At 32.0% G+C, this 21,725-nt stretch carries 26 protein-coding genes; 22 read left to right on the top strand and 4 right to left on the bottom strand.

Features of this window, described 5'->3' with window-relative positions; translation table 11 throughout:
* The first annotated feature begins 1 nt into the window (after position 1).
* Positions 2–790 (top strand): DUF4013 domain-containing protein, encoded by a 789-nt coding sequence (locus QZ143_RS01165; RefSeq protein WP_292880405.1) that lies wholly within the window; start codon positions 2–4, stop codon positions 788–790.
* Here QZ143_RS01165 and QZ143_RS01160 read toward each other — a convergent pair.
* Positions 787–1,536 carry a thermonuclease family protein gene (locus QZ143_RS01160; protein ID WP_292880402.1) on the bottom strand — a complete coding sequence of 250 codons (750 nt, stop codon included), beginning with the start codon at positions 1,534–1,536 and terminating at the stop codon, positions 787–789. The two genes, QZ143_RS01165 and QZ143_RS01160, sit on opposite strands and share 4 nt — an antisense overlap.
* A 129-nt stretch (positions 1,537–1,665) precedes the next feature.
* On the opposite strand from QZ143_RS01160, the gene QZ143_RS01155 reads away from it, so the two are divergent.
* From QZ143_RS01155 to QZ143_RS01110, 10 genes are all read left to right on the top strand, one after another.
* The gene (locus QZ143_RS01155; RefSeq protein WP_292880399.1) at positions 1,666–3,213 is read left to right on the top strand and encodes a methanogenesis marker 3 protein; all 1,548 of its coding nucleotides are present in this window, start codon (positions 1,666–1,668) and stop codon (positions 3,211–3,213) included.
* Positions 3,185–3,652, top strand: coding sequence for a methanogenesis marker 6 protein (locus tag QZ143_RS01150; RefSeq protein WP_292605215.1), 468 nt, complete (start codon positions 3,185–3,187; stop codon positions 3,650–3,652). Before QZ143_RS01155 ends, QZ143_RS01150 begins: the two co-directional genes overlap by 29 nt.
* 13 nt (positions 3,653–3,665) lie before the next feature.
* Positions 3,666–4,121: a methanogenesis marker 5 protein gene (locus QZ143_RS01145; protein ID WP_292605213.1), complete on the top strand. Its 456-nt coding sequence runs from the start codon at positions 3,666–3,668 to the stop codon at positions 4,119–4,121.
* Positions 4,122–4,125: 4 nt separating this feature from the next.
* Positions 4,126–5,367, top strand: coding sequence for a methanogenesis marker 15 protein (locus QZ143_RS01140; RefSeq protein WP_292605211.1), 1,242 nt, complete (start codon positions 4,126–4,128; stop codon positions 5,365–5,367).
* A 16-nt stretch (positions 5,368–5,383) separates the two neighbouring features.
* Complete coding sequence (locus tag QZ143_RS01135) at positions 5,384–5,944, top strand: methanogenesis marker 17 protein (RefSeq protein ID WP_292605209.1); 561 nt, start codon at positions 5,384–5,386, stop codon at positions 5,942–5,944.
* 65 nt (positions 5,945–6,009) lie between these two features.
* On the top strand, positions 6,010–6,876 hold the full coding sequence (locus tag QZ143_RS01130; RefSeq protein ID WP_292880396.1) for a radical SAM protein: 867 nt from the start codon (positions 6,010–6,012) through the stop codon (positions 6,874–6,876).
* Positions 6,877–6,973: 97 nt separating this feature from the next.
* A complete protein-coding gene (locus QZ143_RS01125) occupies positions 6,974–7,894 on the top strand; it encodes a manganese-dependent inorganic pyrophosphatase (RefSeq protein ID WP_292880394.1) in 921 nt (306 codons plus the stop codon).
* A 233-nt stretch (positions 7,895–8,127) separates the two neighbouring features.
* Entirely contained in the window at positions 8,128–9,057 is a 930-nt protein-coding gene (mtnA, locus tag QZ143_RS01120) for an S-methyl-5-thioribose-1-phosphate isomerase (RefSeq protein WP_292605203.1), read from the top strand.
* A 385-nt stretch (positions 9,058–9,442) separates the two neighbouring features.
* Positions 9,443–9,769: a hypothetical protein gene (locus QZ143_RS01115; protein WP_292605201.1), complete on the top strand. Its 327-nt coding sequence runs from the start codon at positions 9,443–9,445 to the stop codon at positions 9,767–9,769.
* Between the two features lie 71 nt (positions 9,770–9,840).
* Complete coding sequence (locus QZ143_RS01110) at positions 9,841–10,347, top strand: hypothetical protein (RefSeq protein ID WP_292880392.1); 507 nt, start codon at positions 9,841–9,843, stop codon at positions 10,345–10,347.
* A gap of 27 nt (positions 10,348–10,374) precedes the next feature.
* Here QZ143_RS01110 and QZ143_RS01105 read toward each other — a convergent pair whose 3' ends face one another.
* Positions 10,375–11,376, bottom strand: coding sequence for a class I SAM-dependent methyltransferase family protein (locus tag QZ143_RS01105; RefSeq protein WP_292880390.1), 1,002 nt, complete (start codon positions 11,374–11,376; stop codon positions 10,375–10,377).
* Between the two features lie 35 nt (positions 11,377–11,411).
* Here QZ143_RS01105 and dph5 point away from each other — a divergent pair, with 35 nt between their 5' ends.
* Positions 11,412–12,203: a diphthine synthase gene (gene dph5, locus QZ143_RS01100; RefSeq protein WP_292880388.1), complete on the top strand. Its 792-nt coding sequence runs from the start codon at positions 11,412–11,414 to the stop codon at positions 12,201–12,203.
* A gap of 378 nt (positions 12,204–12,581) precedes the next feature.
* On the opposite strand, the gene QZ143_RS01095 is transcribed toward dph5, so the two are convergent.
* Complete coding sequence (locus tag QZ143_RS01095; RefSeq protein ID WP_292605193.1) at positions 12,582–13,517, bottom strand: 3-hydroxyacyl-CoA dehydrogenase; 936 nt, start codon at positions 13,515–13,517, stop codon at positions 12,582–12,584.
* A gap of 295 nt (positions 13,518–13,812) precedes the next feature.
* On the opposite strand from QZ143_RS01095, the gene QZ143_RS01090 reads away from it, so the two are divergent.
* The 3 genes from QZ143_RS01090 to QZ143_RS01080 all read left to right on the top strand — a co-directional run bounded on the left by QZ143_RS01090 (position 13,813) and on the right by QZ143_RS01080 (position 15,758).
* Positions 13,813–13,956 carry a hypothetical protein gene (locus QZ143_RS01090; protein WP_292605191.1) on the top strand — a complete coding sequence of 48 codons (144 nt, stop codon included), beginning with the start codon at positions 13,813–13,815 and terminating at the stop codon, positions 13,954–13,956.
* A 464-nt stretch (positions 13,957–14,420) separates the two neighbouring features.
* On the top strand, positions 14,421–15,332 hold the full coding sequence (locus tag QZ143_RS01085; RefSeq protein ID WP_292605187.1) for a hypothetical protein: 912 nt from the start codon (positions 14,421–14,423) through the stop codon (positions 15,330–15,332).
* Between the two features lie 3 nt (positions 15,333–15,335).
* Complete coding sequence (locus QZ143_RS01080) at positions 15,336–15,758, top strand: PsbP-related protein (protein WP_292605185.1); 423 nt, start codon at positions 15,336–15,338, stop codon at positions 15,756–15,758.
* On the opposite strand, the gene QZ143_RS01075 is transcribed toward QZ143_RS01080, so the two are convergent.
* A complete protein-coding gene (locus QZ143_RS01075) occupies positions 15,750–16,493 on the bottom strand; it encodes an archaeosine tRNA-ribosyltransferase (protein WP_292880385.1) in 744 nt (247 codons plus the stop codon). The two genes, QZ143_RS01080 and QZ143_RS01075, sit on opposite strands and share 9 nt — an antisense overlap.
* A gap of 183 nt (positions 16,494–16,676) precedes the next feature.
* Between QZ143_RS01075 and hdrC the strand changes: the two genes are divergently transcribed.
* The 7 genes from hdrC (at position 16,677) to QZ143_RS01040 (ending at position 21,651) form a co-directional block, all read left to right on the top strand.
* On the top strand, positions 16,677–17,666 hold the full coding sequence (gene hdrC / locus QZ143_RS01070; RefSeq protein WP_292880382.1) for a CoB--CoM heterodisulfide reductase subunit C: 990 nt from the start codon (positions 16,677–16,679) through the stop codon (positions 17,664–17,666).
* 23 nt (positions 17,667–17,689) lie between these two features.
* On the top strand, positions 17,690–18,586 hold the full coding sequence (gene hdrB, locus QZ143_RS01065; protein WP_292880379.1) for a CoB--CoM heterodisulfide reductase subunit B: 897 nt from the start codon (positions 17,690–17,692) through the stop codon (positions 18,584–18,586).
* Positions 18,587–18,778: 192 nt separating this feature from the next.
* The gene (locus QZ143_RS01060; RefSeq protein WP_292607040.1) at positions 18,779–19,045 is read left to right on the top strand and encodes a DUF749 domain-containing protein; all 267 of its coding nucleotides are present in this window, start codon (positions 18,779–18,781) and stop codon (positions 19,043–19,045) included.
* The gene (locus tag QZ143_RS01055) at positions 19,042–19,569 is read left to right on the top strand and encodes a DUF2096 domain-containing protein (RefSeq protein WP_292607043.1); all 528 of its coding nucleotides are present in this window, start codon (positions 19,042–19,044) and stop codon (positions 19,567–19,569) included. Before QZ143_RS01060 ends, QZ143_RS01055 begins: the two co-directional genes overlap by 4 nt.
* 9 nt (positions 19,570–19,578) lie before the next feature.
* Positions 19,579–20,268 (top strand): metallophosphoesterase, encoded by a 690-nt coding sequence (locus QZ143_RS01050; protein WP_292880376.1) that lies wholly within the window; start codon positions 19,579–19,581, stop codon positions 20,266–20,268.
* A 101-nt stretch (positions 20,269–20,369) separates the two neighbouring features.
* Positions 20,370–21,281: a 2-phosphoglycerate kinase gene (locus QZ143_RS01045; protein ID WP_292607048.1), complete on the top strand. Its 912-nt coding sequence runs from the start codon at positions 20,370–20,372 to the stop codon at positions 21,279–21,281.
* Complete coding sequence (locus tag QZ143_RS01040) at positions 21,259–21,651, top strand: CBS domain-containing protein (RefSeq protein ID WP_292607050.1); 393 nt, start codon at positions 21,259–21,261, stop codon at positions 21,649–21,651. Before QZ143_RS01045 ends, QZ143_RS01040 begins: the two co-directional genes overlap by 23 nt.
* Positions 21,652–21,725 lie beyond the last annotated feature (74 nt).

Below are 21,725 nucleotides of genomic sequence, written 5' to 3'. Positions count from 1 at the left end.
CATGAAATTCAGTAGGATTATTTCAAATTCTTTTAAGTATCCCTTTAGTGGCAAGGAACTTATTTTTTCCTTTTTGCTATTTGTTTTGGCCATAATTTTGCCGCTTGGCTTCATATCTGATAATAATATTGTAATGATTTTAGGTTTGATTTCATTAATTATTTTTATTTTCATATTGCCTGGATATATGTTGTCTGTAGTAAAAAATGGGACAAAAGAATCATTTAAAATTCCAAAAGTCAGTCTTAAAAAGAACTTTATAGATACTTTAAAGCTAATTGTTTTGGATATTGTTTACAGCATAATTCCCGTGATTCTATTTTTAATTCTAATTCCAGTTGGAGCGGTCATGTCCCTTTCAGTAAATGATTTAAATTCATTTCTGGTTCAATGGGGATTGATTTTAGGTATAATTGCTATTGTATTTTTTATATTTTCAATTTTGCAGTTTATTGCAACCGCCAGATTGGCTCATTATGATAGTCTGTCTAAGGCAGTAGATTTTACACAATCCTATAGGGATCTTAGAAACATAGGTGTTTTAAAAGTGCTTGGAGTATTTTTGATAATTCCTATCCTGACTTCCATTATAGAATTCATATGCTTTTACATTTCCATGTTCGTTCCATATGTCGGACTTTTAGTATATTTCTGCATAATTATTCCTATAGTTTGTCTAATTCGTGCTTTTTCATTAGGATTACTATATTCTGACGGTTCTGGTGATGATTTCGATTTCGACAAATTTGAAAAAGAGGTACAAAAGATAAAGTATGGAAGATTGTATTAGGGATTGCAGATTTTGCAGGGCACATATCCCTGACTAATCGCTTCATCTCTACTTGAAAAGAATACTTTATTTCCTTCTGACATTTTGCTGACGCTAGTGCATCCTGCATCGTGGAATTTTCCAGTATTGGCATTTCCAACATAGCTTCCAGAGTCTGATGAACTTGAAGATGAAGTACTTGTGTGTTGTGAATGGCTGGAAGATGAGGATGAATGGCTGCTTGCAACATGCGTATCTCCATTTGCCCAGTCATATGGATAGAATTCACTTGGAGGCATATACATCACTTCTGCAAGGCCTTCTTTTAAAAGCATTTCATTCACATTTTTTCCATCAACAATAACAACCGCTAATGTCCTCCCGTAGCGGTCATTGTTTTTAGAATCGTCAATATCTATTCCCACTTCTTTATTTAGGCATAATTTTTGAACAAAGTTTTTAGAGGTAATGTATCCTTCAACACCTCTTTCGGGAGTATTCACACCAACGAAACGTATCTTTTTACCATTGTCCAAATATATTGTATCTCCATCAACCACCTGTGTGCAGACAGCGCTTTCTTCAACGTGGCAATCGGTATTACCATATTTGCTTAGGATATCTGAAGCAGACATGTCATAATACTTTGAACCGGGTATGTTATGTGAAAAACCTGTTCCAGTATAAGCGCTGGCAATTGAAATTGCAGACAGTGCTATAATTAAAATGACTATCAAACAAAAGAGATGTTTTTTTCCAAATTCCATTTTTTTTACCTCCACTATTATAATTGTTATAATTGTGTGTAAATATAATTTTTGAATTTCAAATAAATAATTTTAATATATATAAGGATTATAAATATAAAATGTTAAAAATTCTTATTAGGAGATTGTATGTTAATTAAAATTAATGGAGAAGAAAGAAATGTGGCGGAGGATTCTACAATTCAAGATGTAATTGATGAAACTAACGCCCCATATACTCCTGGTAGTATTGTTTGTTTGATTAAAGGAAAAAAGGAACTTGAGAAAAATATAAACAAGTATAAAATTAAAACAAATTCTGGTTCCATTATCATCCAATTAGACGAGTCTGATGAAGCAAAACCTTTAATTGATGTTTGGAAAAACCAATATGAGGATTTTGTTGATTTGGATGTAAGATGGTCTACTCCAACTGAAGTGGCTATTGGTCCTGTTGTAACTGATTTAGAACCAACTTCTGATGAACACAAATATTTTGAAGGGGATGTTGTTTTAAGTTTATCCAGTTTTAGTAATGAGTCTACTCATTTAATCATACTTAAAGCGAATACAACTAACGTTTATAGTGTACCTCCATATAATAAGGGTATTTTTGCCCGTGTTATTGGGGGTAAGAAAACTTTAGAAAATCTCACAGATGATGATGCCATAATTGGTATTGAACCAATTATTGAAAGAAGCACAACCACTGATATGATTGGAGTATCTGATTTAAGTACTGTTTTAGATGAAGGAAATGAGTTATTTACTTATATCTCTTTTGAAATTGATGAGGAGTCTCCAGTTTGTGTAGAGCATCTATTTTCATTAATCAAAGATGGAAGAATTAAAGTTTCTTATGATAGTGAATCTTTCATAGGCTTTTATGATTTGGAGGGAATCGAAAAGCCTAAAGAACACACTACTCAAAGGCTTAGGGGAACAGTCACTATCAGAAATGTTGGAAAGGGTATTGGAAGACTATTTATTTATCGTGAAAATAGGGTTTTAACTCCTAATCACACTACTGCAGGTAAAATCGTTAATGGTATGGAAATTATTGACGTTGCAAAAGAAAATGATTTCATTACTGTAAAATCCGAAAGTCAAAGATTAATGCTTTTAAACAAAACTCAAAAAGAAGCAACAGAAATGTTGACTCAAGCGGGAGTTGAACATTTGATTGATGGGATGGTTGATGATGATGCGATTATTGTCGAACAAAATCCTAAACATACAATTGATATTTTAAAAGAAGGTAAAGTAATTACTAAATCAATTAATAAGGATGATTTATGTAGGATTAAATTTGCAGATAATGCACCAAGGTCTGTTAAATACTTCAAACGTTTGTCCGGTCTTTTAGAGAACCCTGTCGGTAAAATCAAAGTTCATTTTGCAGTACCTGGAATGCATATTGTTATGTTTGAAGGGGATAAAAAATCTGCTAAAGGTTTAGTTCCTGAGAATAACCCTGTAGATAAGGTTATAAGAGGTCAAATCGGTATTACGAATATGGCTTCTAAAAGTGCAGGTTTGATTGGTATCAGATTTGAAGATAATTTTGAATATGGTCCGACTGCCGAAGCTTTTGAAGCAACAAACATTATTGGTGATATTGTTTCTGATTATGATGCTCTTGAAAAATTAAAAGAAGGAGTTGTAGTATATGTCACAGAATCTAACAATGAGTCCTGATTTGGGAAAAGAAGATTGGGATCCTGACGTAATTACTCGTATGATTTTTATCGGGCCGGGAGCTCATGTAAGTGAACAAGAGATTGTAAGCGAATTTCATATGCTTGATTTGCCTCTTACAATTAAGAACACTTGTTATGGGTCCATGATTAGTGGAAAAAGTGAGGATGTTTACAAAGCAATTGAGGAAATAAGAAAACTTGATCCAAACCACATTTTCACTAAGGAAAGAGGTTTCGCTCCAGGGGATCCTAGAAGATGCAGAGGTCACAGATTCGGGCCTAGGGAAGGATTCCACCAAATGGAAAAAGAGTATAGAATACTTGGTTTTGTTGCTGAAGCTTTGGAAAATCCTAAAGAAGTGGAACTTGAAGAGAAAAAACCAATTGATGTTGACGAATTTAAAAAGATTATGGATGATTGTATAGAAAATAAATAATATGGGTGAGAACATGGTTAAAATTGCAGTTTATCCTCCAAATTCATTAATTTTGGCAGATTTACTTGAAAGGAGAGGTCATACTCCTTTAGTTTTACAAAAACAAATTAGACAAAAGATTAAAGATCCGGAGATTGATTCTCCACCAATGAACATTACTGAAGAAGATCCTATTAAAGGACTTAAATATGCAGCTATTGAAGTTCCATCTGGTGTTCGTGGAAGAATGGCTATTATCGGACCGCTTATAGATGAGGCTGAAGCAGCAATAGTTGTTGATGGAGCTCCTTATGGATTCGGTTGTATTGGTTGTGCAAGGACCAATGAATTATCAATATTTTTGCTTAGAAACAAAGGTATTCCTGTATTGGAACTCAATTATCCAACTAATCAAGATGAAACATATGTTATGGTGAATCAAATCAATGAGTTTGTAGATTCACTTGAACAAACTGCTGAGGAGGAATAATAAGATGGTTAAAATTGCTTTAGTTTCATGTGGAACAGAATATAGTGGAATTCAAAAGGAAATAGAAAAAGCAGCAAATAAATTCGGTGCTGAAATTATTCTTCCGGAAATCGATTTGGACTATATTGATGAGTCTTATGAAAAATTTGGATTTTCAGCCCAAAGTTCAAGTTTAAAATTAATGATTGCAAGGGCTATGGCTATTGTTGAAGGCAGATCCAAACCTGATGCAGTTTTTATTGCAACCTGTTTTAGATGTGCGGAAGCAGCATTGGTTAGAAATGAAGTAAGAAGATTCATACAAAACAATACTCGTATTCCAGTAGTTACTTACTCTTTCACTGAAAGAACAAAGGCTGATGAATTGTTTATTCGTATGGAAGCATTAGCTACAACCGTAACTCGTAGAAATATTCTTGCCCGTGAAAAACAAGAAGGACTTACTCTTGGACTTGACTCAGGTTCAACCACTACAAAAGCAGTGCTTATGGAAAACAATGAAGTTATTGGAACTGGTTGGACATCTACCAAAGATATCATTGAATCTGCTCAAACAGCTGCTGCTGAAGCGTTCGGTCAAACAGATTATGGTTGGGATGACCTTGATGGTATTGGAACTACAGGTTATGGTAGGTTCACTATGGGTCAGGAGTTTGGCGCTGAACTTATTCAGGAAGAGTTGTCTGTAAATGCAAAAGGTGCAGTATACTTGGCAGACCGTCAGAAAGGTGAAGCTACTGTATTGGATATTGGTGGTATGGATAACAAGGTAATTACTGTTAATAATGGTATTCCTGACAACTTCACTATGGGTGGTATCTGTGCTGGTGCATCCGGAAGATTTTTAGATATGACTTCCCGTAGGTTAGATGTGGATATTACTGAACTGGGACCGCTTGCAGTGCAGGGAGATTGGAGAAAAGCAATGTTAAACTCTTACTGTATTGTATTTGGTATTCAGGACCTTGTTACTACTCTTGCAGCTGGAGGTTCTAAAGCAGATGTTGCTGCAGCGGCATGTCACTCAGTATCTGAACAAGTTTATGAACAGCAACTTCAGGAAATTGACATTCGTGAACCATTAATCCAAGTGGGAGGTACAAGTTTAATTTCAGGTCTTGTTGAAGCCGTAAGCGAAACCTTAGGTGGAATAGAAGTTATCGTACCTGAATATTCTCAACACATTGGTGCTGTCGGAGCAGCTCTTTTAGTATCTGGAATGGGACACAGACAAGATAACAAATAGATTAAGGGTTGATTTGATGTTAGTTGAATGCTATGATGAAAAGGGTGCTGAAGTTTACGAAATCATCATTAAACAAATCTTTCAAGATTTGGTTCTTGGCGCATCTGTAGATGATTTAAAAGCTTATGTTAATCCTGATGATCCTGTATTTGTCTTAGCTATTAAAATGAAAAAAACTTCTAAAGTGGTTTTATTTAGCGATGTAGCTAATTTCACTTACGATAAAGAAAGGGATGTTACCATGATTTTAGTTGATAATGAAAACTATCTTCCAAATATCTTGAAAAGATTATGGAGATTATTCTCTAGGGATGAAATTTATCAACCTAATAGATATCAACTGGAAATATCTGGTAATTATTTGGAGTTAGAATCATTAGTAGTTGATGACCCTCATTCTAATTTACAAAGACGTATTTATGATGCGGTCTTTAGAATATTGCCTGAAGGTTTTAAAATTATTAAAGATTTGTCTACTGAAGATATCGTGTGTGTTGTGGCTACTGATGAGTTAATTAAAGATGCATGGATTGAAAAGGCTCATGAATATATTGATGAGTTAAATAATGGCAAGTAGAAAACTTTATATATTTGTTCGTATCAATACAAATTAACGAAGTTATATTTCGGAGAGGTGAGAGTATGGCTGAACACAAAGGTGCAAGATTTGCACACATAACAAAAGCACATCCATGTTTTAATGAAAAAATGCATGATAAAGTCGGAAGAGCGCATGTACCTGTAGCACCGAAGTGTAATATCTTCTGTAACTTTTGTACAAGAGATATTAATAATGAAGAAGACAGACCTGGCGTTGCAAGCTGTGTCATGAATCCTGATTCTGCAATTGATCATATTAATGAAGTTACTGCTGAAGGTCCAATTTCTGTTGTTGGGGTAGCTGGACCTGGAGATTCACTTGCTAATGAAGAGACATTTGAATTTTTTGAAAAATTAGCGACTGAACAACCTGATTTAATCAAATGTATGAGTACTAATGGTCTTTTACTTCCAAAATATGCAGATAAACTTGCAGAACTTGGAGTAAATTCTGTTACTGTAACAATAAATGCAATTGACCCTGATATTGCAGTTGACATTTATTCTTTCATAAAATATGAAGGAAAAGTGTATAAGGGTTATGAAGCAGTTGAAATATTAATTAAAAATCAACTTGAAGGTGTTGAAAAGGCGGCAGCTAATGGTATGGTCGTTAAAGTTAATTCAGTTTTAATTCCTGGATTAAATGATGAACATATTGTTGAAATTGCAAAGGAAGTTAAAAAAAGAGGAGCTTCCTTGATGAATATTCTGCCATTAATTCCATTGGCTAAAATGAAACACTATTCTCGTCCGGACTGTTCCATGATGGAAAGTGTAAGAGAACAAGTTGAAGAGATTATTCCAGTATTCAGAGCATGTACTCAATGTAGGGCGGATGCTTATGGAATACCTGGTAAAAAAAGCGAAGATCATCATTTGGGAATGACTCCACAAAGTCATTACTAAATCTATTTTTTTTATTTTTTTATCATTTATAGCAATTTTAATATTGTATGAAGAAGATATATTATACTGATTTTATTTTTTTGTGAGGAAAGATAATATGGTAGAAACTTTTATTTTTGGACATAAAAGTCCAGATAGTGATTCAATCACATCAAGTATTGTAATGACTAATTTAGAAAAGGAATTAGGCAACAGTGAAGCTAAAGCTTACAGATTAGGAAATATTAATAAAGAAACTGAATTTATTTTAAATTATCTGGACATGGATACTCCAGAACTTTTAGAAAGTGTTGAAGATGATGCTAATGTAATTTTAGTTGATCATAATTCTCCTGCTGAATCTGTAGATAATTTGGAAAATGCAAATATTTTAAAAGTCGTTGACCACCATAAACTTGCATTGGAAACTTCATATCCTTTATTTTTAAGATTTGAACCGGTGGGTTGTACTGAAACTATTTTATGCAAGTTATATGAGGAAAATGCCATTGAAATAACAAAGGAAATAGCTACATTAATGTTATCTGCAATCATTTCAGATACTTTGCTTTTAAAATCACCAACCACTACTGATGATGATGTAAAAGCAGTTGAAAAACTTGCAAAGATTGCTGACATTGACGCTGAGGAATATGGTTTGGAAATGCTTAAGGCAGGTACAGATTTAAGTAGTTTTTCAATTGATGAAATACTTTCATTGGATGCAAAACAAATTGATTTTAAAAATGTAAAGTCCATTGTCAATCAAGTCAATACTGCAAGCATAAGTGATGTTTTAGAAATGAAAGAAGAATTGGAAGCTGGCATAAATAAAATTATTGAAGAAGAGAATTTGGATTTATTCATGCTTTTAATCACTGATATTGTCAACAGCAATTCACAGGTAATTGCACTTGGTAAAGATGCAAGTCTAGTTGAAAAGGCATATGGCGTAACATTAGAAGATAATACAGTATTACTTGAAGGTGTTGTGTCACGTAAAAAACAAGTTGTGCCTATAATGACAGAAAATGCATAAGTTTTTAGGTATTTCTAAAAACATTAATTTTTAATTGTTTCATATAAAGATTTATTAAGTAGTTTAATAAAAATATAAATTAGATGTATTTTTATACATCTCTAATCAATCCGAATTGGATATTATTAGGCGGAGAGCATAATTAAAAATTGTCTATAAATTGGACTTAGAAACTAACAATTAATTATGCTTTCAACTATTTTTTATAATACTTTTTTTATAGGTGTTAAATTATGAAAACACTTGAATGGGAAGATAATAAACTAAAACTCATTGATCAAAGAAAGCTTCCTGATGAATTGACTTATGTTTGGTGTGATAATTATCAGGATGTAATCGTTGCTATTCGTGATATGACTGTTCGTGGTGCTCCTGCTATTGGGGTTTCAGCAGCTTTTGGAATGGCGTTAGCTGACATTGAGGGTGTAGATTTACAAAAAGCAGCAACAGAAATTAAGGCTGCAAGACCGACTGCAGTAAATTTGTTTTGGGCAGTTGACAGAGTATTGAATAGTGAGGATGCACTTTCAGAAGCGTTAAAAATGTATGAAGAGGATATGGCAACCAATAGGGCTATTGGAAAATATGGTGCTGAAATAATTGACGATGGAGATACTGTTTTGACACATTGTAATGCTGGTGCTCTTGCATGTGTTGATTATGGAACTGCTTTAGGAGTATTTAGGGCAGCAAGGGATGCTGGAAAGAAAATCAACGTAATATGTGATGAAACTCGTCCAAGAGGACAGGGAGCTAGTTTAAGTGTTTGGGAAATGCAACAGGAAAACATCCCCGTTAAATTAATTCCTGATGTCGCTTCAGGATTTTTAATGTCACAAGGTAAAATTGATAAGGTAGTAATAGGTGCTGACAGGATAGCCAAAGGAGGTGTCGTAAATAAGGTAGGTTCCTTTATGGTGGCATTGGCTGCAAAACACCATGATATACCATTTTATGTAGCTGCTCCTTACTCTACATTTGATAATGAAATATCAATTTATGATACGATTATTGAAGAAAGGGATGGCGATGAAGTAAGATATTATGGTGGGGCTAGAATTTGTCCTGAAGGGACTGAAGTCATCAATCCTGCATTTGACATAACTCCAAAAGAATTGATAACTGGGATTATTACTGAAAAAGGAATAATTGATCCTATTTAATTAATTATCAAAGTTAAGTGGAAATTATGGACGTTGAATTTAACATTATCCATATTTCCAATTTTTATCGCATGATTTTTGTTAATGTATAATAATTTTTACAATATTTTTGAAAATGTTTTTTTAAAACGCTTGGATAATTAAAAATATTTATTTTATTTAAAATTGGCTAAAATTACTTATTTATTTAATTTTAATCATTTTCAATAACTATTTAAATAATAACTCTGAAATATTTATATAACATTTGTAGAGTTTTCTACAAAAAAGCTATTATGAATATGACTGTTATTATTTTAGAAATTAATAGCTAATTTAATGAATGATGGCTTTATTGTGTTTTAATATGGTTTGAATTATTGTTATTTTGTAATGAGGAGATATTATGGAGATAAAAAGTAATAAAAGTGCAAATTATCCGCTTTTGATTGATGATTTAGTTAAAGAATTATTAAAAGATGATTTTGTACACTTCAAAATATTGTGTGCTAATGAAGTTCATCATTTTAATAAAGAAGATGATTCAATCATTGAATTTGAAGAAACCTATGTAAAGGAAACCAGTGGAAATGGAGATATGTTATACATACCTTATCCGGATATTTTCAGGGTTAAATTATATAGGGATATGGAACAATATCTTGAAGATGAAAAGAAATTCAATGCATTCAATGATGATGACGATTGGACTGGTAACAGAATCCAATTCTGATTTTTTTATTTTTTTAACTATTTTTTTTTAAATTAATTAATTTCCAATAATTAACCCAACTTGGTAATTTGATGGATAAAAAAACTGTTTTTGTTATAGTATTTTTTGTAATTAGCTTGGCTGTGCTCTTTATGTATCATGGAGGTGATCCGGTTCCAGGCTCTTCTAAATACCATCTTCCTGAACCTAGAAATGTTGAAATTAATGGGGTTAACTTTTCTGTTTCCTGGGGGTTTTTAGAGGATGAAAATTCATCAAATATCTCATATTATGATGAAATTCTAAATCATAAAGTCTTAAAGGAACAAAGAACATTCCATCAAAATGATATATTGCTTTTAGATATTTGCGTGTATGATTATGGTGAGGATATTGATATTAATCTTTTAAATGATGGAACATATCATGATAAGTCCATTAATGGTGTTAAAGGGATTTTTAGAAATGAAACGGTCACTACTTCTTCGGGGCTGGTAAAAAATACTCATCAGAGGTATTATTTCAACTATGCAAAAGATGGAAAAATTGTCATGATTCAGTGTGATAAGTTAAATACGATTGGTGAAATTGTATCTTAACTATAGAAAAAAGATGGAAGTTGATTTTTAGTGTTTAATTTTCCCATCGATGGCGACATGCCATTCTCCCGGACTTGTTGATTTTACTTTACGCGTATTTATTATTTTCACTTCTTTTCCAACTTTTCTACAGGCATCTTTTAATCGTTTTATTCCCTGTTCATATGAATCAGAAAATTCATAATAGTTGATTATTCCACCATCGTTGATTAAATCGACTGTAACGTCAAGGAAAGTATATGCAAGACCTGGAAGATTCATAATTATTCTATCAAATTTCAAGTTAAATGACTTGCTAACTTCCCGAATATCTCCGCAGTAAGTTTCGATATGACCTTCAAGTTTATTTAGTTTAATATTTTCATTCAAATATCTGATTGCAGACTCATTGATGTCTACTGCAGTTATATTAACATTTTTGTTTCTGGCAATTACGATTGGAAACGGTCCGATTCCACAAAACATGTCAAGGATTTTTTCACCATCTTTAACGCTTTCCATCACCCGTTTTCGTTCAGTTGCAAGTCTTGGTGAGAAATAAACTTCACGCACATCTAATTTCAATCTGGCGCCGTGCTCTTTGTGGATTGTCACGGAATCATCAACTCCAGATAGAAATTCCAAATCACGAACTCGTGTTGTTCCTTTGATTGCACTTTTCTTCATGTAAATTGCTTTTCTTTTTGTAAATTTAAGTGCCGCATCGCCGATGATTTGCTTTTTATCCTGTAGATTCTCCGGAATTTCTAAAATCACTATGTCTCCAATGGTATCAAATGAGGTTCTTAGGTTTTCAATTTCCTCGTTAGTTAGTTCTCCTTCAAGCAATTCGGAAAAATTGTGCGGAACTCTTTTCATGGGTTCTAGCTCAATATCTACAATTTCATAATCGTCAACATCTTCATTGATGGGAATATATCCGTATTTCTCTTCAGCTTTTATTTTATATTCCATATTCATTTGGCCATTTTCCATTAATTTTATTCGTGTGTCATTTAACCTTTTTAATGGAACTTTTACACATTTCATAAGATTTATTATGTTTAAATTCTTATATAATTTATATGTTTTATTTAGTGGGTTTAGGTTTATTTGACCATAAGGATATTTCTATTAAAGGTTTAGAATGTTTGAAAAATGTTGATAAAATTTATGCTGAGTTTTTCACATCAAGATTATTCGGTTCAAGCTTTGAAGCTATTGAAGAATTGGTAGGTCAAAAAATTGAAATACTGGTTAGAAATGAAGTTGAAGAAGAGTCTAAATTTATCGAAGAAGCCAAGACATCTGATGTTGCTTTGATAACAGGTGGTGATCCTTTAATTGCCACAACCCATAGTGATTTTTTGGTTCAGTGCTCAAAAAAGCAAATAGACTATGAAGTTATTCATGGGTCTTCAATTCTTTCTTCAGCTCCTGCGATTTCAGGTCTTCAAGGGTATAAATTCGGAAAAGTCACTACAATACCTTTCCCAGATTATAATTTTTATCCCAAATCCCCTTATGAAGCTATAGAAGAAAACTTAAAGATGGATTTGCATACTTTGGTTTTGCTTGATATTCAGGCTCATAAAGACAGATATATGACTGTAAATCAGGGTCTGGAATATTTGATGAACATTAAAAATGATTTGGACCGTGATGGTCTGATTGGGGAAGATACATTGGCAATGGGAATAGCCCGTGTCGGTTCCAGTGATGTTATTGTAAAGGCAGGCAAAATTTCAGAATTGATTGACTATGATTTCGGGGGGCCTCTCCACTGCATTATAATTCCTTCCAAACTTCACATTGTTGAAGCCGAATATTTGGTGGAGATTGCCGGTGCTGACCCTGAAATATTGGATGAAAATTAGTTTAAAAAGGGGGAGTGTGGAAGTAGTTTTTCTACTTCCCATAATGAAACATATTCTAAACATTTTGGAGATTATAAAATGGTTGACCGATGTTATCATTAGACATGAAAATTATTTCACATCGTTTATTAGTTATATTTTCATATTATATAAATGTTTTTATTTGATTTTTTACAGATTTTATATATTTTTTATTTATTTGTTTAATGATATTCTGTTATTAAAAGTGTAATGGTAGTAATATTTTACACGAATAGGTAATACTTTTAATTTTTTCAGATAATATTGTACATCTGTTTTAAAACAGGTTTAAAAAGAGTTATTTTTCCGGTGCTGTTTGATTTGTGTAATTTATCAAAAAATAAGAAAAAGAAGGAATTAGTATTTATAAAATCCTTCTCCTGCATTGATACCAGTTTTGCCCGCATCTATTTTTTCTTTAAGCATTTTAGCAATTTTTCCAGGGGTTGTATTCGGGTCTTGCGCTTCTGGATTCATTATTATGATGTTGTATGCTGTAGTGAGTCCTACAATATCCAATATGTGGAATGGTCCTGCAGGAGCGCCGGTTGCTAAAATCCAAGTTTTATCTATTGTTTCATGGTCTGCAACATCATTTGCAAGTAATGCTTCAGCAGCACTTAAAAATGGAACCAACAATGAATTAAGAATGTATCCGGGCTGTTCTTTTTTAAGTTTTAATGGAATCATATTGATGTCTTCAGCAAATTGAGCTACTTCGTCGTAGTATTTTTGATCGGTTCCTGGATGTCCCATTACTTCTGCTGTATTGTTCTCCCAGATTGTATTTGCAAAGTGGAGTGAAAGATATTTTTCAGGCCTTCCAGTATATTCCGCAAACATTGATGGAAGCAGTGTTGATGAATTGGTTACAAGAATAGTTTCTTCATCCATATGTTTGGCCAGCTCCTGATAGAATGCTATTTTTTGTTCAGGATTTTCGGCGATTGCTTCGATAATTAAATCTGCACCGGATGCAGCTTCATCATAACTTGTTGTTAATATTATATTATTGTATGCATCTTCAGCATTTTGTTTCAATTCATCAATTTCACTATCACTTAAATCGGTTTTTTTACTTAGGCCTCTGCAATATGCGTTGGCATCGGTTTTCATTTTTTCAAGAGTGTCCACATAGATATTTTTAAATCTTTCAAGTTTTGGTTTTGCTCTTTCGATTGATCCTTCACTTCTAAGCCAGATTGTTACATCAAATCCACAATATGCGCTTTGTAAAGCAATTTGACTTCCGAGTACTCCTCCTCCGGCCACAACAACTTTTTTGATAGTCATTTTGATACACCTCTATTCTTATTTTTGAAATTGTTTATATAAATCTCTTTTCAGTAAATTATTTTTTACAAAAATGGATTTAAAATGAAAAAATGTCAGAAATTCTATATGGGTAAATTGTATGCTTTTCGAATAGTTTCTGATGAAATTTGAGGGTATCAATTTATATAATTGAAATAACAAAAACTATTAAAAATTTTTAATAAAAAATTGCTATTTGTGTTTTTTGATTGTGCCAATTATTGCACTTTCTTAAATTAAAAAACATTAATAATTAAATTTGCGAGGTGTAAAAATGTCTGATGGTTCAGATAATGATAAAGGTGCATTTTACAGTAAACAGGAAGGTAGAATAATTCGCACCGGAGAAATTCATGAAGGTCCCGACGGCAATAAATATGAACATTTGGGAAACAATGAATGGAAGCAGGTTGACTAATCATATTTCACATATTCAATGAATTTTCATATTGTTGGATTTAAACATTCAATGACTTTCCAAAATCTTTCAGAATTAAAAAATTGAAATTTTAAAAACATTTATACACACTATATTTAGATTAAATCATGCTAATATTCATTTTTACATAGAAAAATGACCTGAAAAAACACTGAAGCATTTATTAACTAGTGTGTACTATCTAATTGTATGTCTAAAAACAAACGTGTTACTATTAGCATCAATAATGATATTGACTTGAATTTTCGCAGATTAGCCTCTAGTAAGATGTTATTTAAAACTGGTTGGTATTCCCGAGCTATTGAAGAGGCTATGTTGTTGTGGATTGAAAAGGAAAACAAATAATAAATTACTTTTTTTCTTTTTTCTTTTTTTTCGATAAATAAATAATTAACTATTTAAATTAAACTAATCTTATTTAATATTATAGAGTGGGTGTAATAATGGAAAGTGATGAATTTAGAACTGTCCGAGTTTATACTAAAAAATATAATAGTAAAGATAAAGATGGTAACACTGTTGAAAAAGAATCTAAACAAAAGCAAGTAAGTCTTAAAAAGGAGGATCCTTTTGAAGATAATGAATTGGTGAAAGTTCTTGCTCAAGAGGAATATGAAAATTTAATTGATAATCAGTTTTCTGATGAAAAACTTGAGGAGTTTAATCAGACAATTCAGGAAAAAGATGATGAGATTGCTAATCTTCAAGACCAAATTCAGACTCTTAAGGGCTCTTTTTTTGATGATGTGGACTCCTTAAAGGAACAGTTAACTGATAAGGAAGAACTCATTAAAGCCAAAGATGAAATTCATGAACTAAACAAAAAAATTACTAAAATCGATGATGAAAGAGTAGCTATTTTTAAAGAACTCGATTATAAAAATAAAATGATTTTGGCTTATAATGTGGAACTCAACAAATCTATTTTGAATGCAATAAATGTTGTTATTGATGAAGCTCGTGACAATATCAACAGAAGAAATGCTCTTTTGGTTAAGGATTTGGAAAAATCCATTGAAAAATCCAAACATGATGTTAATGAGAAAAATAAAGCTATAGCATATGAGATAAATAGTACTGTTGAAGATATGAATGAGCAGATTAGAAATACAAGTACTCTTAAAATGATATTGAATAAGAACAAGATTAATTTAAGGGTACCTACTGAAGATTTACTAAAACCATTTGAATTTGAATTTGACGTTAATCAATTGCTTTCAGGACAGGCATTGGAACTTGATGCAGCTGAAATCTTAAAAGAAGTAATGCCAAAACTTCCAGAACCTTTCTCAAAATATATTGACACTATAGAAGAAGCTCCAGAAACTATTGAAACATCCAAAAAAGAGGAGTAATTCATGAGAACTTTTAATAGTGGAAAAATCACTTTCGAATATCCCGACGAATGGGAAGTTGAAAAGGCAGACATATTGTCAAATCCAGATTGCATTGCGACATTGTCCAAAGGTCAGGATAATTTAATTAATGCAGTTATGTTTCCAACAGCGACAAATCTTGATGATTATAAGATATTCATGGAGGATGCGATATCTGATGATGGTGGAGTAATCATTGCTTCTGATTTTGTTGAAATTGCAGGGTTGGATTCAATTAAGTTGCATGCCAATATGGATACTCCTGAAATAAACTTTGATATCCACACTTATGTCTTTATAGAAAATGGTGAGATTTATATTTTTGAGTTGAGGACTTTAGATGTCTCTGGTGAATCTGAAAGGCAATTCAAAAATATCATTCAATCATTTAAAATTTTAAAATAATTTGGTGTATTCCAATAAGTAATCCATTTGAGTTTTATCGAGAATTTTTAAAGTTGAGATGTTTTGGGGTGTTGTTCCTGATCTTTCTTCAACTAAATTTCTCAATGAATTATTTTTCATATGTGCATGGATTTCTTTTATTGTAAATTCCATATTTTCAATGTTTTTTTCTTCTAGTTCTTTTTGTGTGATGTCATCATAAATTGGGTATGTATTCAAATCATATGCTTTTGTTGGAGTTTGAAGTACATTCAAATGACTGTAATAATTCGCAGAATCTACTAGGAATCCGTCAATCCCCATATAAGTTAAAATGGGCATAAAAGAAAGTTCTGCAAATGAAAAAATAAAGTAACTTGATTTTTTAGATTCTTTCTTAAGGGAAGTGACTACTTCTACTAATTCTCTTGGATTGGTTAGAAGAGCATCTCCATTAGCTATGATAAAACCATTGTAACCTATTTTTTCTAGTTGTTTCATGCATTCTAATCTTAAATCAATATATTTGGATCCTTGAATAACTGCGATATCTGCATCATTAACATGTTCTTTAGCTAATCTTAATGTTTCTTTTACATTGAATTCTGCAATTTCACGGTCAATATTGTATGAGGAACCCTGATTAGGAGCAATTTTCATCTGATTTTTGTAAAAAATTTTTGGAGTTAAGTTTCCGTCAAGTTTTCCGATTCTTCCAGGACCGTCATGTGATTTAATTTCGAATTTTTTTATCATTTGCTTCTTTCCTCTTTTTGTTGATAATAGTTATATTTTTTTAGGTTAATAAAAATTTTTTTTATAGTGTAATCATTTGGATTACACTAGCAAAAATTTTAGTAACCTTTATATATGTTCTTTTAAAGAATATTAGTAAGGATTTGAGGAAATTATCCAATGATTATCCGAGGTGTGTTTTCAATGTCTATAGTAAATCGTCTTAAACATCTATTTAAAGGAGAAAATGAAGGAAAAGACATCAAAACTGATGTTTCAAACACATCTGATGATGTCGAAGTTACTCCTGGAAGAACCAAAGGAATATCTATATCTTTTGATAAAAAAGAGGATGGTTCTAAAGAGTTGACTTTTAAAAAAGACATCGAAACTTTAGAAGGAGACACAATAGAAAAAGAAACTGTTGTTAAGTTTTCTAAACCAGATAAAGTTCCATCTGAAGAAATTGTGGAAGAAACTGAAGCTGATGAGGAAGCTGAAGTTCTTGTTGAAGATGGAGTAGAATCTGACGAATCTATTGTTGAAGAATCAGCTGAAGAAGTTGAAGAAACTTCTGAAGAAGTAGATGCTGATGAAAATGAAGAAAAATCAAATGAAGATAAAAAAGGAGATAATATGACTTTATTAACTGATAAAGAATTATTAAATGATAGTAATCGTGACCCAGATTTCACTGCTGAGTTCATTGATGCTGGAATTGAAACTGTAAAACACTGTTTCCAATGTGGTACTTGTAGTGGAAGTTGTCCTTCTGGAAGAAGAACCCCATACAAAGTAAGACAAATTGTCAGAAAATGTTTATTAGGATTAAAAGAAGAAGTTATTGCTGATGATGCTTTATGGATGTGTACTACCTGTTACACTTGCCAAGAAAGATGTCTCAGAAGTGTTAAAATTGTAGAAATCATCAAAAAAGCACGTAACATCGCAGCACATGCTGGATACATGGCAAAACCACACAAAATGACTGGTGTATTTGTAATGAATACTGGTCACGGTGTACCAATCAATGATGCTACAAAAGCTTTAAGAGCTAAAATTGGTCTTGCTGAAATTCCACCAACTACTCACGCTTTCCCTGAAGCATTAGAAGAAGTACAAAAAATTTGTAAACTTACTGGATTTGATGAATTAATCGGTTACGATGAAGCAACCGGCGGATTAAAAGAATAAATTTAATTGAGGAGAGTTATAATATGGAAATTGCATATTTCTTAGGTTGTATCATGAACAACCGTTATCCTGGTGTTGAAAAAGCTACCAGAAAATTATTTGAAGCTTTAGATATTGAATTAAAAGACATGGAAGGTGCATCTTGTTGTCCTGCTCCTGGTGTATTCGGTTCTTTCGATGAAGAAACCTGGGCTACTATTGCAGCTCGTAACTTAACTATTGCTGAAGACATGGGTGCTGACATCATGACCGAATGTAACGGATGTTTCGGTTCATTATTCGAATGTAACCACATGTTAAAAGAAGATGAAGACAAAAAAGCAAAAATTAATGCTAACTTAGCAGAAGTTGGAAGAGAATTCAAAGGAACTACTAATGTTAAACACTTTGCTCAAATCTTAAGAGATGATGTAGGATTTGAAAAATTAGCTTCCTTAATCGAAAAACCTTTAGACTTAAATGTTGCTGTACACTACGGTTGCCACTTCTTAAAACCTACTGAAACCATCGGTATTGAAGACAACGCAGAAGACCCATCTATTTTAGATGACCTCGTTGAAATTACTGGTGCTAAATCTGTAGATTACAAAGACAAAATGATGTGCTGTGGTGCTGGTGGAGGTTTAAGATCCAGAGACCTTGATGTAACTACTAGTTTCACCAAAGAAAAACTCGATCACATGACTGCAGCTGGTGTAGATGCAATTGTTAACGTATGTCCATTCTGTCACTTACAATTTGACCAAGGACAAGTTGAAGTTAATGAAAAATACGGAACTGACTTTGCTCTTCCTGTTTTCCACTTAGCTCAATTATACGGATTAGCAATGGGATTATCCCCTGAAGAATTAACATTTGATGCTCAAAGAATCGATGCAACTCCTGCACTCGCTAAAGCATTAGGTGAAAACGCTAAATAAATTTAAGGATTTTTATCCTTTTATTTTTTTTATTTTAGGCCTTGAAAACACAATTCGGGTAATGGTTATCTTTTTGATAACCTTTTTTTTTATGGATTATTTTTTTTGTTTGTATTCATACGAATAATCTATAATCATCTTTATATATGATTATCAAGATAAAATATACTAAAATATATTAGAGGTGTAATTATGTTTTTAGCAACATTGGATGGAATATTCAAATATTCTGACCTTCCAGAAGAATATGAACCATATGTTCAATTTAAAGCGACTATTGAAAAAAGAGAATTAAAACAAAGTGATGAAATTGCAATTTTAAATATTGCAGGTACTTCAACTCACCATGTATTATTTTTAGATTCCTATCAAAATATCAGCGAAATTGAAAATGAATTGAAAGAAGCTGATGCTAAAATCAATCATACTACTTTAAAAATTATAGGTGGACATTTATGAGCTTACCGTCTGAACAAAATTGGTTAGTTAATCATCATCTCCTTACAGATTTAAGTAAAAAAGGTTATGATATTCCTAAGGGAGTTAATGCTGAGATGGGTATAATCAGATCTTCTATCAGTTCATATAAAAGAGACCCTTCTCATCCAGAATTAATCAATGGTTTGGCAAAAGCTGAAATGTCTTTAAATAATATTCAAAGAACTCTTTTGATAATGGCTGAAGAAGAAGGCGATGAATATGTTGACCATTGGCTTGACTTATTTAAACAAGCCATGCAAGGAGAAGAAGTGTTTGAATTTGCAAATTCCAAATCAAGATTCCTTGTAAATACTCCTCCTGGTTTAACTACTGGTAGAATAAATTTAAAAGTTCCATTAGCTGAAGAAAGAGTTCAGGAAATTGCAGAATGGAATGGTCTCATAATAGAGTTTGATGATGATGTTACTGTACAATTACATGGAGATAAACCTGACCTTCAAGTTGGTTTAAAAGAGATGGGATCTTTCTTTTTAGAACAATAAGGTGATAAAATGACTAAAATTTTAGCAATTAGTGATGTTCACGGTGAAGAAAACGAAAATTTATATAATTACTTAAACAATAATGATATTGATTTAGTATTAATTTTAGGTGATATAACTGATTTTGGACCGTTAGACTTTGTTTCTACTTTTATTAATAAAGTAGCAGATTTTGATGTGGATGTAATAGCTATTCCAGGTAATTGTGACCCTACCGGAATATGTAATGCGATTAATGAAGTGGCATTTTGTCTTCATAATAACATTATCGCTTATGGGGACGCTATTCTATTTGGTTTTGGCGGTTCTAATCCTACTCCATTCGATACTCCTGGAGAAATGGATGATGATAAGATTTATGCTGAAGTTTATGATTTATTAGCTAATTATGATTATGTTTACAATTCAGAAATTCCTAAAGTAAAAATATTGGTTACTCATGCCCCACCTTTCAATACTGAAGCGGATAGGGTTGCAAATGGTGAACATGTTGGAAGTTCTGGAATTCTAAAATCCATTCATGAATTTGAGCCTGAAATTAATCTTTGCGGTCATATTCATGAAGCTAAATCAATTAGTAAAATTGGAAAAACTACTGATGTAGCTAATCCTGGAATGCTTAAAGATAATGGTGCTATTTTAATTGACATTAAAGATGGTTCTAATTATGATTTAAGCCTTATTTCTTTAGATGAATAATTTTTTATTCATTTTTTTTCTATTTTTTCAAAAAATCAAATGACAAATTTTATTTAACAATAACTTAAAATATTTAATCATATTCTTATTAATGTGATATTATGATTTGGGTTATTGGAGATGTGGATGGTAAACAGTATAAGGAACCATTTTCAAAAGGAATCCTTTCTCGTTCTCTTAACGTTGCAGATTTGGGTACAGAAAGAGCACATGCGATAGCTAGTGATATTGAAGCTGATTTAATTAAAAAAAATATTACTGAAATTTCCAGTTTTGATTTGGCGAATGAAGTATTAAACCATCTAAAAGCAATTGACCCAAATATTGCTCAAAAATATTGTAACTGGCGGTCTCTTAGGACTTCTAAAAAACCTTTGATTATTTTGATTGGTGGAGCATCCGGAGTTGGAACTTCATCAATGGCTTTTGAGTTAGCCAGTAGATTACGTCTGAAGAATCTTATCAGTACAGATATGATTCGTGAAGTCATGCGTAAGATTATTTCAAAAGATTTAAGTCCAGTTATTCATAAATCTAGTTTTGATGCATATGAAAGTTTAAGAACCCCTTCTATTCGTATTGATTCTGTTGTTGAAGGTTTTATTAATCATGTCGATGTTGTTAATGTAGGTATTGAAGCAATTATTGAGCGGTCTGTAAAGGAGGGTATCAGTACTATCATTGAAGGTGTCCATATTGTTCCAGGATTCGTTAAAGAGGAACTAATTGAAAATAATAATATTATTATCTTTACTTTAACTGTAGATGATGAAGAATCTCACAGACAAAGATTTTATTCAAGATGTAGGCAGCCTTGGGTTAAAAGGTCTCTTGAAAGGTATATGGATTATTTCCCTACTATTAGGAAAACTCAAAAATTTTTAGTTGAACAGGCAAAAATTCATGATGCACGTATAATTAATAATGTGGATATTAATGAAACTATAGATATCATGGTAAGTGATATTCTTGAAAAATTCGGAGGAATAGATGATGTTGAACAAGAAAGTTAAGGATATAATGACAACTGATGTGATTACAACCACTTCAGACATAGATGTTGTATATGCTTTTGAAAAATTGATGAAACATAAAGTTAGTTCTCTTCCTGTTGTTGAGGATGATAAATTAATTGGAATTATAACCGCAACTGATGTGGGTCATAATTTAATCCTTGATAAATATGAATTGGGAACTAGTGTTGATGAAATAATGATTAGATCTGTCATTACAATATCACCTGATGACAGTCTGGAATCCGCTATAAAAATGATGAAAGAATGTGTTTCTTCTTCTGGAATTTTAAATCAGCTTCCAGTTGTTGAAGATGGTAAATTGGTAGGTATTATATCTGATGGGGATATTATTCAAGAAATATTTTAATTTACTTTCGTATTATTTATTTTATTTATTTTTTAAGCTTTTTTAATTAATTACTATAAAAAATTTTTTTTCTA

Source organism: Methanobrevibacter sp. UBA188 (assembly GCF_905234905.1).
Taxonomy (GTDB): domain Archaea; phylum Methanobacteriota; class Methanobacteria; order Methanobacteriales; family Methanobacteriaceae; genus Methanocatella.
Note: the sequence above shows the minus strand (reverse complement) of the source record. Positions and strands in the feature narration are given on the sequence as shown.

What these genes read in the sequence shown, in the direction of transcription:
- QZ143_RS01040 (WP_292607050.1), top strand. Translation starts at nt 21,259, where the DNA reads ATGATGTTGAACAAGAAAGTTAAGGATATAATGACAACTGATGTGATT.
- hdrB (WP_292880379.1), top strand. Translation starts at nt 17,690, where the DNA reads ATGGAAATTGCATATTTCTTAGGTTGTATCATGAACAACCGTTATCCT.
- QZ143_RS01110 (WP_292880392.1), top strand. Translation starts at nt 9,841, where the DNA reads ATGGATAAAAAAACTGTTTTTGTTATAGTATTTTTTGTAATTAGCTTG.
- QZ143_RS01135 (WP_292605209.1), top strand. Translation starts at nt 5,384, where the DNA reads ATGTTAGTTGAATGCTATGATGAAAAGGGTGCTGAAGTTTACGAAATC.
- QZ143_RS01145 (WP_292605213.1), top strand. Translation starts at nt 3,666, where the DNA reads ATGGTTAAAATTGCAGTTTATCCTCCAAATTCATTAATTTTGGCAGAT.
- QZ143_RS01140 (WP_292605211.1), top strand. Translation starts at nt 4,126, where the DNA reads ATGGTTAAAATTGCTTTAGTTTCATGTGGAACAGAATATAGTGGAATT.
- mtnA (WP_292605203.1), top strand. Translation starts at nt 8,128, where the DNA reads ATGAAAACACTTGAATGGGAAGATAATAAACTAAAACTCATTGATCAA.
- QZ143_RS01165 (WP_292880405.1), top strand. Translation starts at nt 2, where the DNA reads ATGAAATTCAGTAGGATTATTTCAAATTCTTTTAAGTATCCCTTTAGT.
- hdrC (WP_292880382.1), top strand. Translation starts at nt 16,677, where the DNA reads ATGTCTATAGTAAATCGTCTTAAACATCTATTTAAAGGAGAAAATGAA.
- QZ143_RS01075 (WP_292880385.1), bottom strand. Translation starts at nt 16,493, where the DNA reads ATGATAAAAAAATTCGAAATTAAATCACATGACGGTCCTGGAAGAATC.
- QZ143_RS01060 (WP_292607040.1), top strand. Translation starts at nt 18,779, where the DNA reads ATGTTTTTAGCAACATTGGATGGAATATTCAAATATTCTGACCTTCCA.
- QZ143_RS01160 (WP_292880402.1), bottom strand. Translation starts at nt 1,536, where the DNA reads ATGGAATTTGGAAAAAAACATCTCTTTTGTTTGATAGTCATTTTAATT.
- QZ143_RS01080 (WP_292605185.1), top strand. Translation starts at nt 15,336, where the DNA reads ATGAGAACTTTTAATAGTGGAAAAATCACTTTCGAATATCCCGACGAA.
- dph5 (WP_292880388.1), top strand. Translation starts at nt 11,412, where the DNA reads ATGTTTTATTTAGTGGGTTTAGGTTTATTTGACCATAAGGATATTTCT.
- QZ143_RS01125 (WP_292880394.1), top strand. Translation starts at nt 6,974, where the DNA reads ATGGTAGAAACTTTTATTTTTGGACATAAAAGTCCAGATAGTGATTCA.
- QZ143_RS01090 (WP_292605191.1), top strand. Translation starts at nt 13,813, where the DNA reads ATGTCTGATGGTTCAGATAATGATAAAGGTGCATTTTACAGTAAACAG.
- QZ143_RS01115 (WP_292605201.1), top strand. Translation starts at nt 9,443, where the DNA reads ATGGAGATAAAAAGTAATAAAAGTGCAAATTATCCGCTTTTGATTGAT.
- QZ143_RS01155 (WP_292880399.1), top strand. Translation starts at nt 1,666, where the DNA reads ATGTTAATTAAAATTAATGGAGAAGAAAGAAATGTGGCGGAGGATTCT.
- QZ143_RS01105 (WP_292880390.1), bottom strand. Translation starts at nt 11,376, where the DNA reads ATGAAATGTGTAAAAGTTCCATTAAAAAGGTTAAATGACACACGAATA.
- QZ143_RS01085 (WP_292605187.1), top strand. Translation starts at nt 14,421, where the DNA reads ATGGAAAGTGATGAATTTAGAACTGTCCGAGTTTATACTAAAAAATAT.
- QZ143_RS01130 (WP_292880396.1), top strand. Translation starts at nt 6,010, where the DNA reads ATGGCTGAACACAAAGGTGCAAGATTTGCACACATAACAAAAGCACAT.
- QZ143_RS01050 (WP_292880376.1), top strand. Translation starts at nt 19,579, where the DNA reads ATGACTAAAATTTTAGCAATTAGTGATGTTCACGGTGAAGAAAACGAA.
- QZ143_RS01150 (WP_292605215.1), top strand. Translation starts at nt 3,185, where the DNA reads ATGTCACAGAATCTAACAATGAGTCCTGATTTGGGAAAAGAAGATTGG.
- QZ143_RS01055 (WP_292607043.1), top strand. Translation starts at nt 19,042, where the DNA reads ATGAGCTTACCGTCTGAACAAAATTGGTTAGTTAATCATCATCTCCTT.
- QZ143_RS01095 (WP_292605193.1), bottom strand. Translation starts at nt 13,517, where the DNA reads ATGACTATCAAAAAAGTTGTTGTGGCCGGAGGAGGAGTACTCGGAAGT.
- QZ143_RS01045 (WP_292607048.1), top strand. Translation starts at nt 20,370, where the DNA reads ATGATTTGGGTTATTGGAGATGTGGATGGTAAACAGTATAAGGAACCA.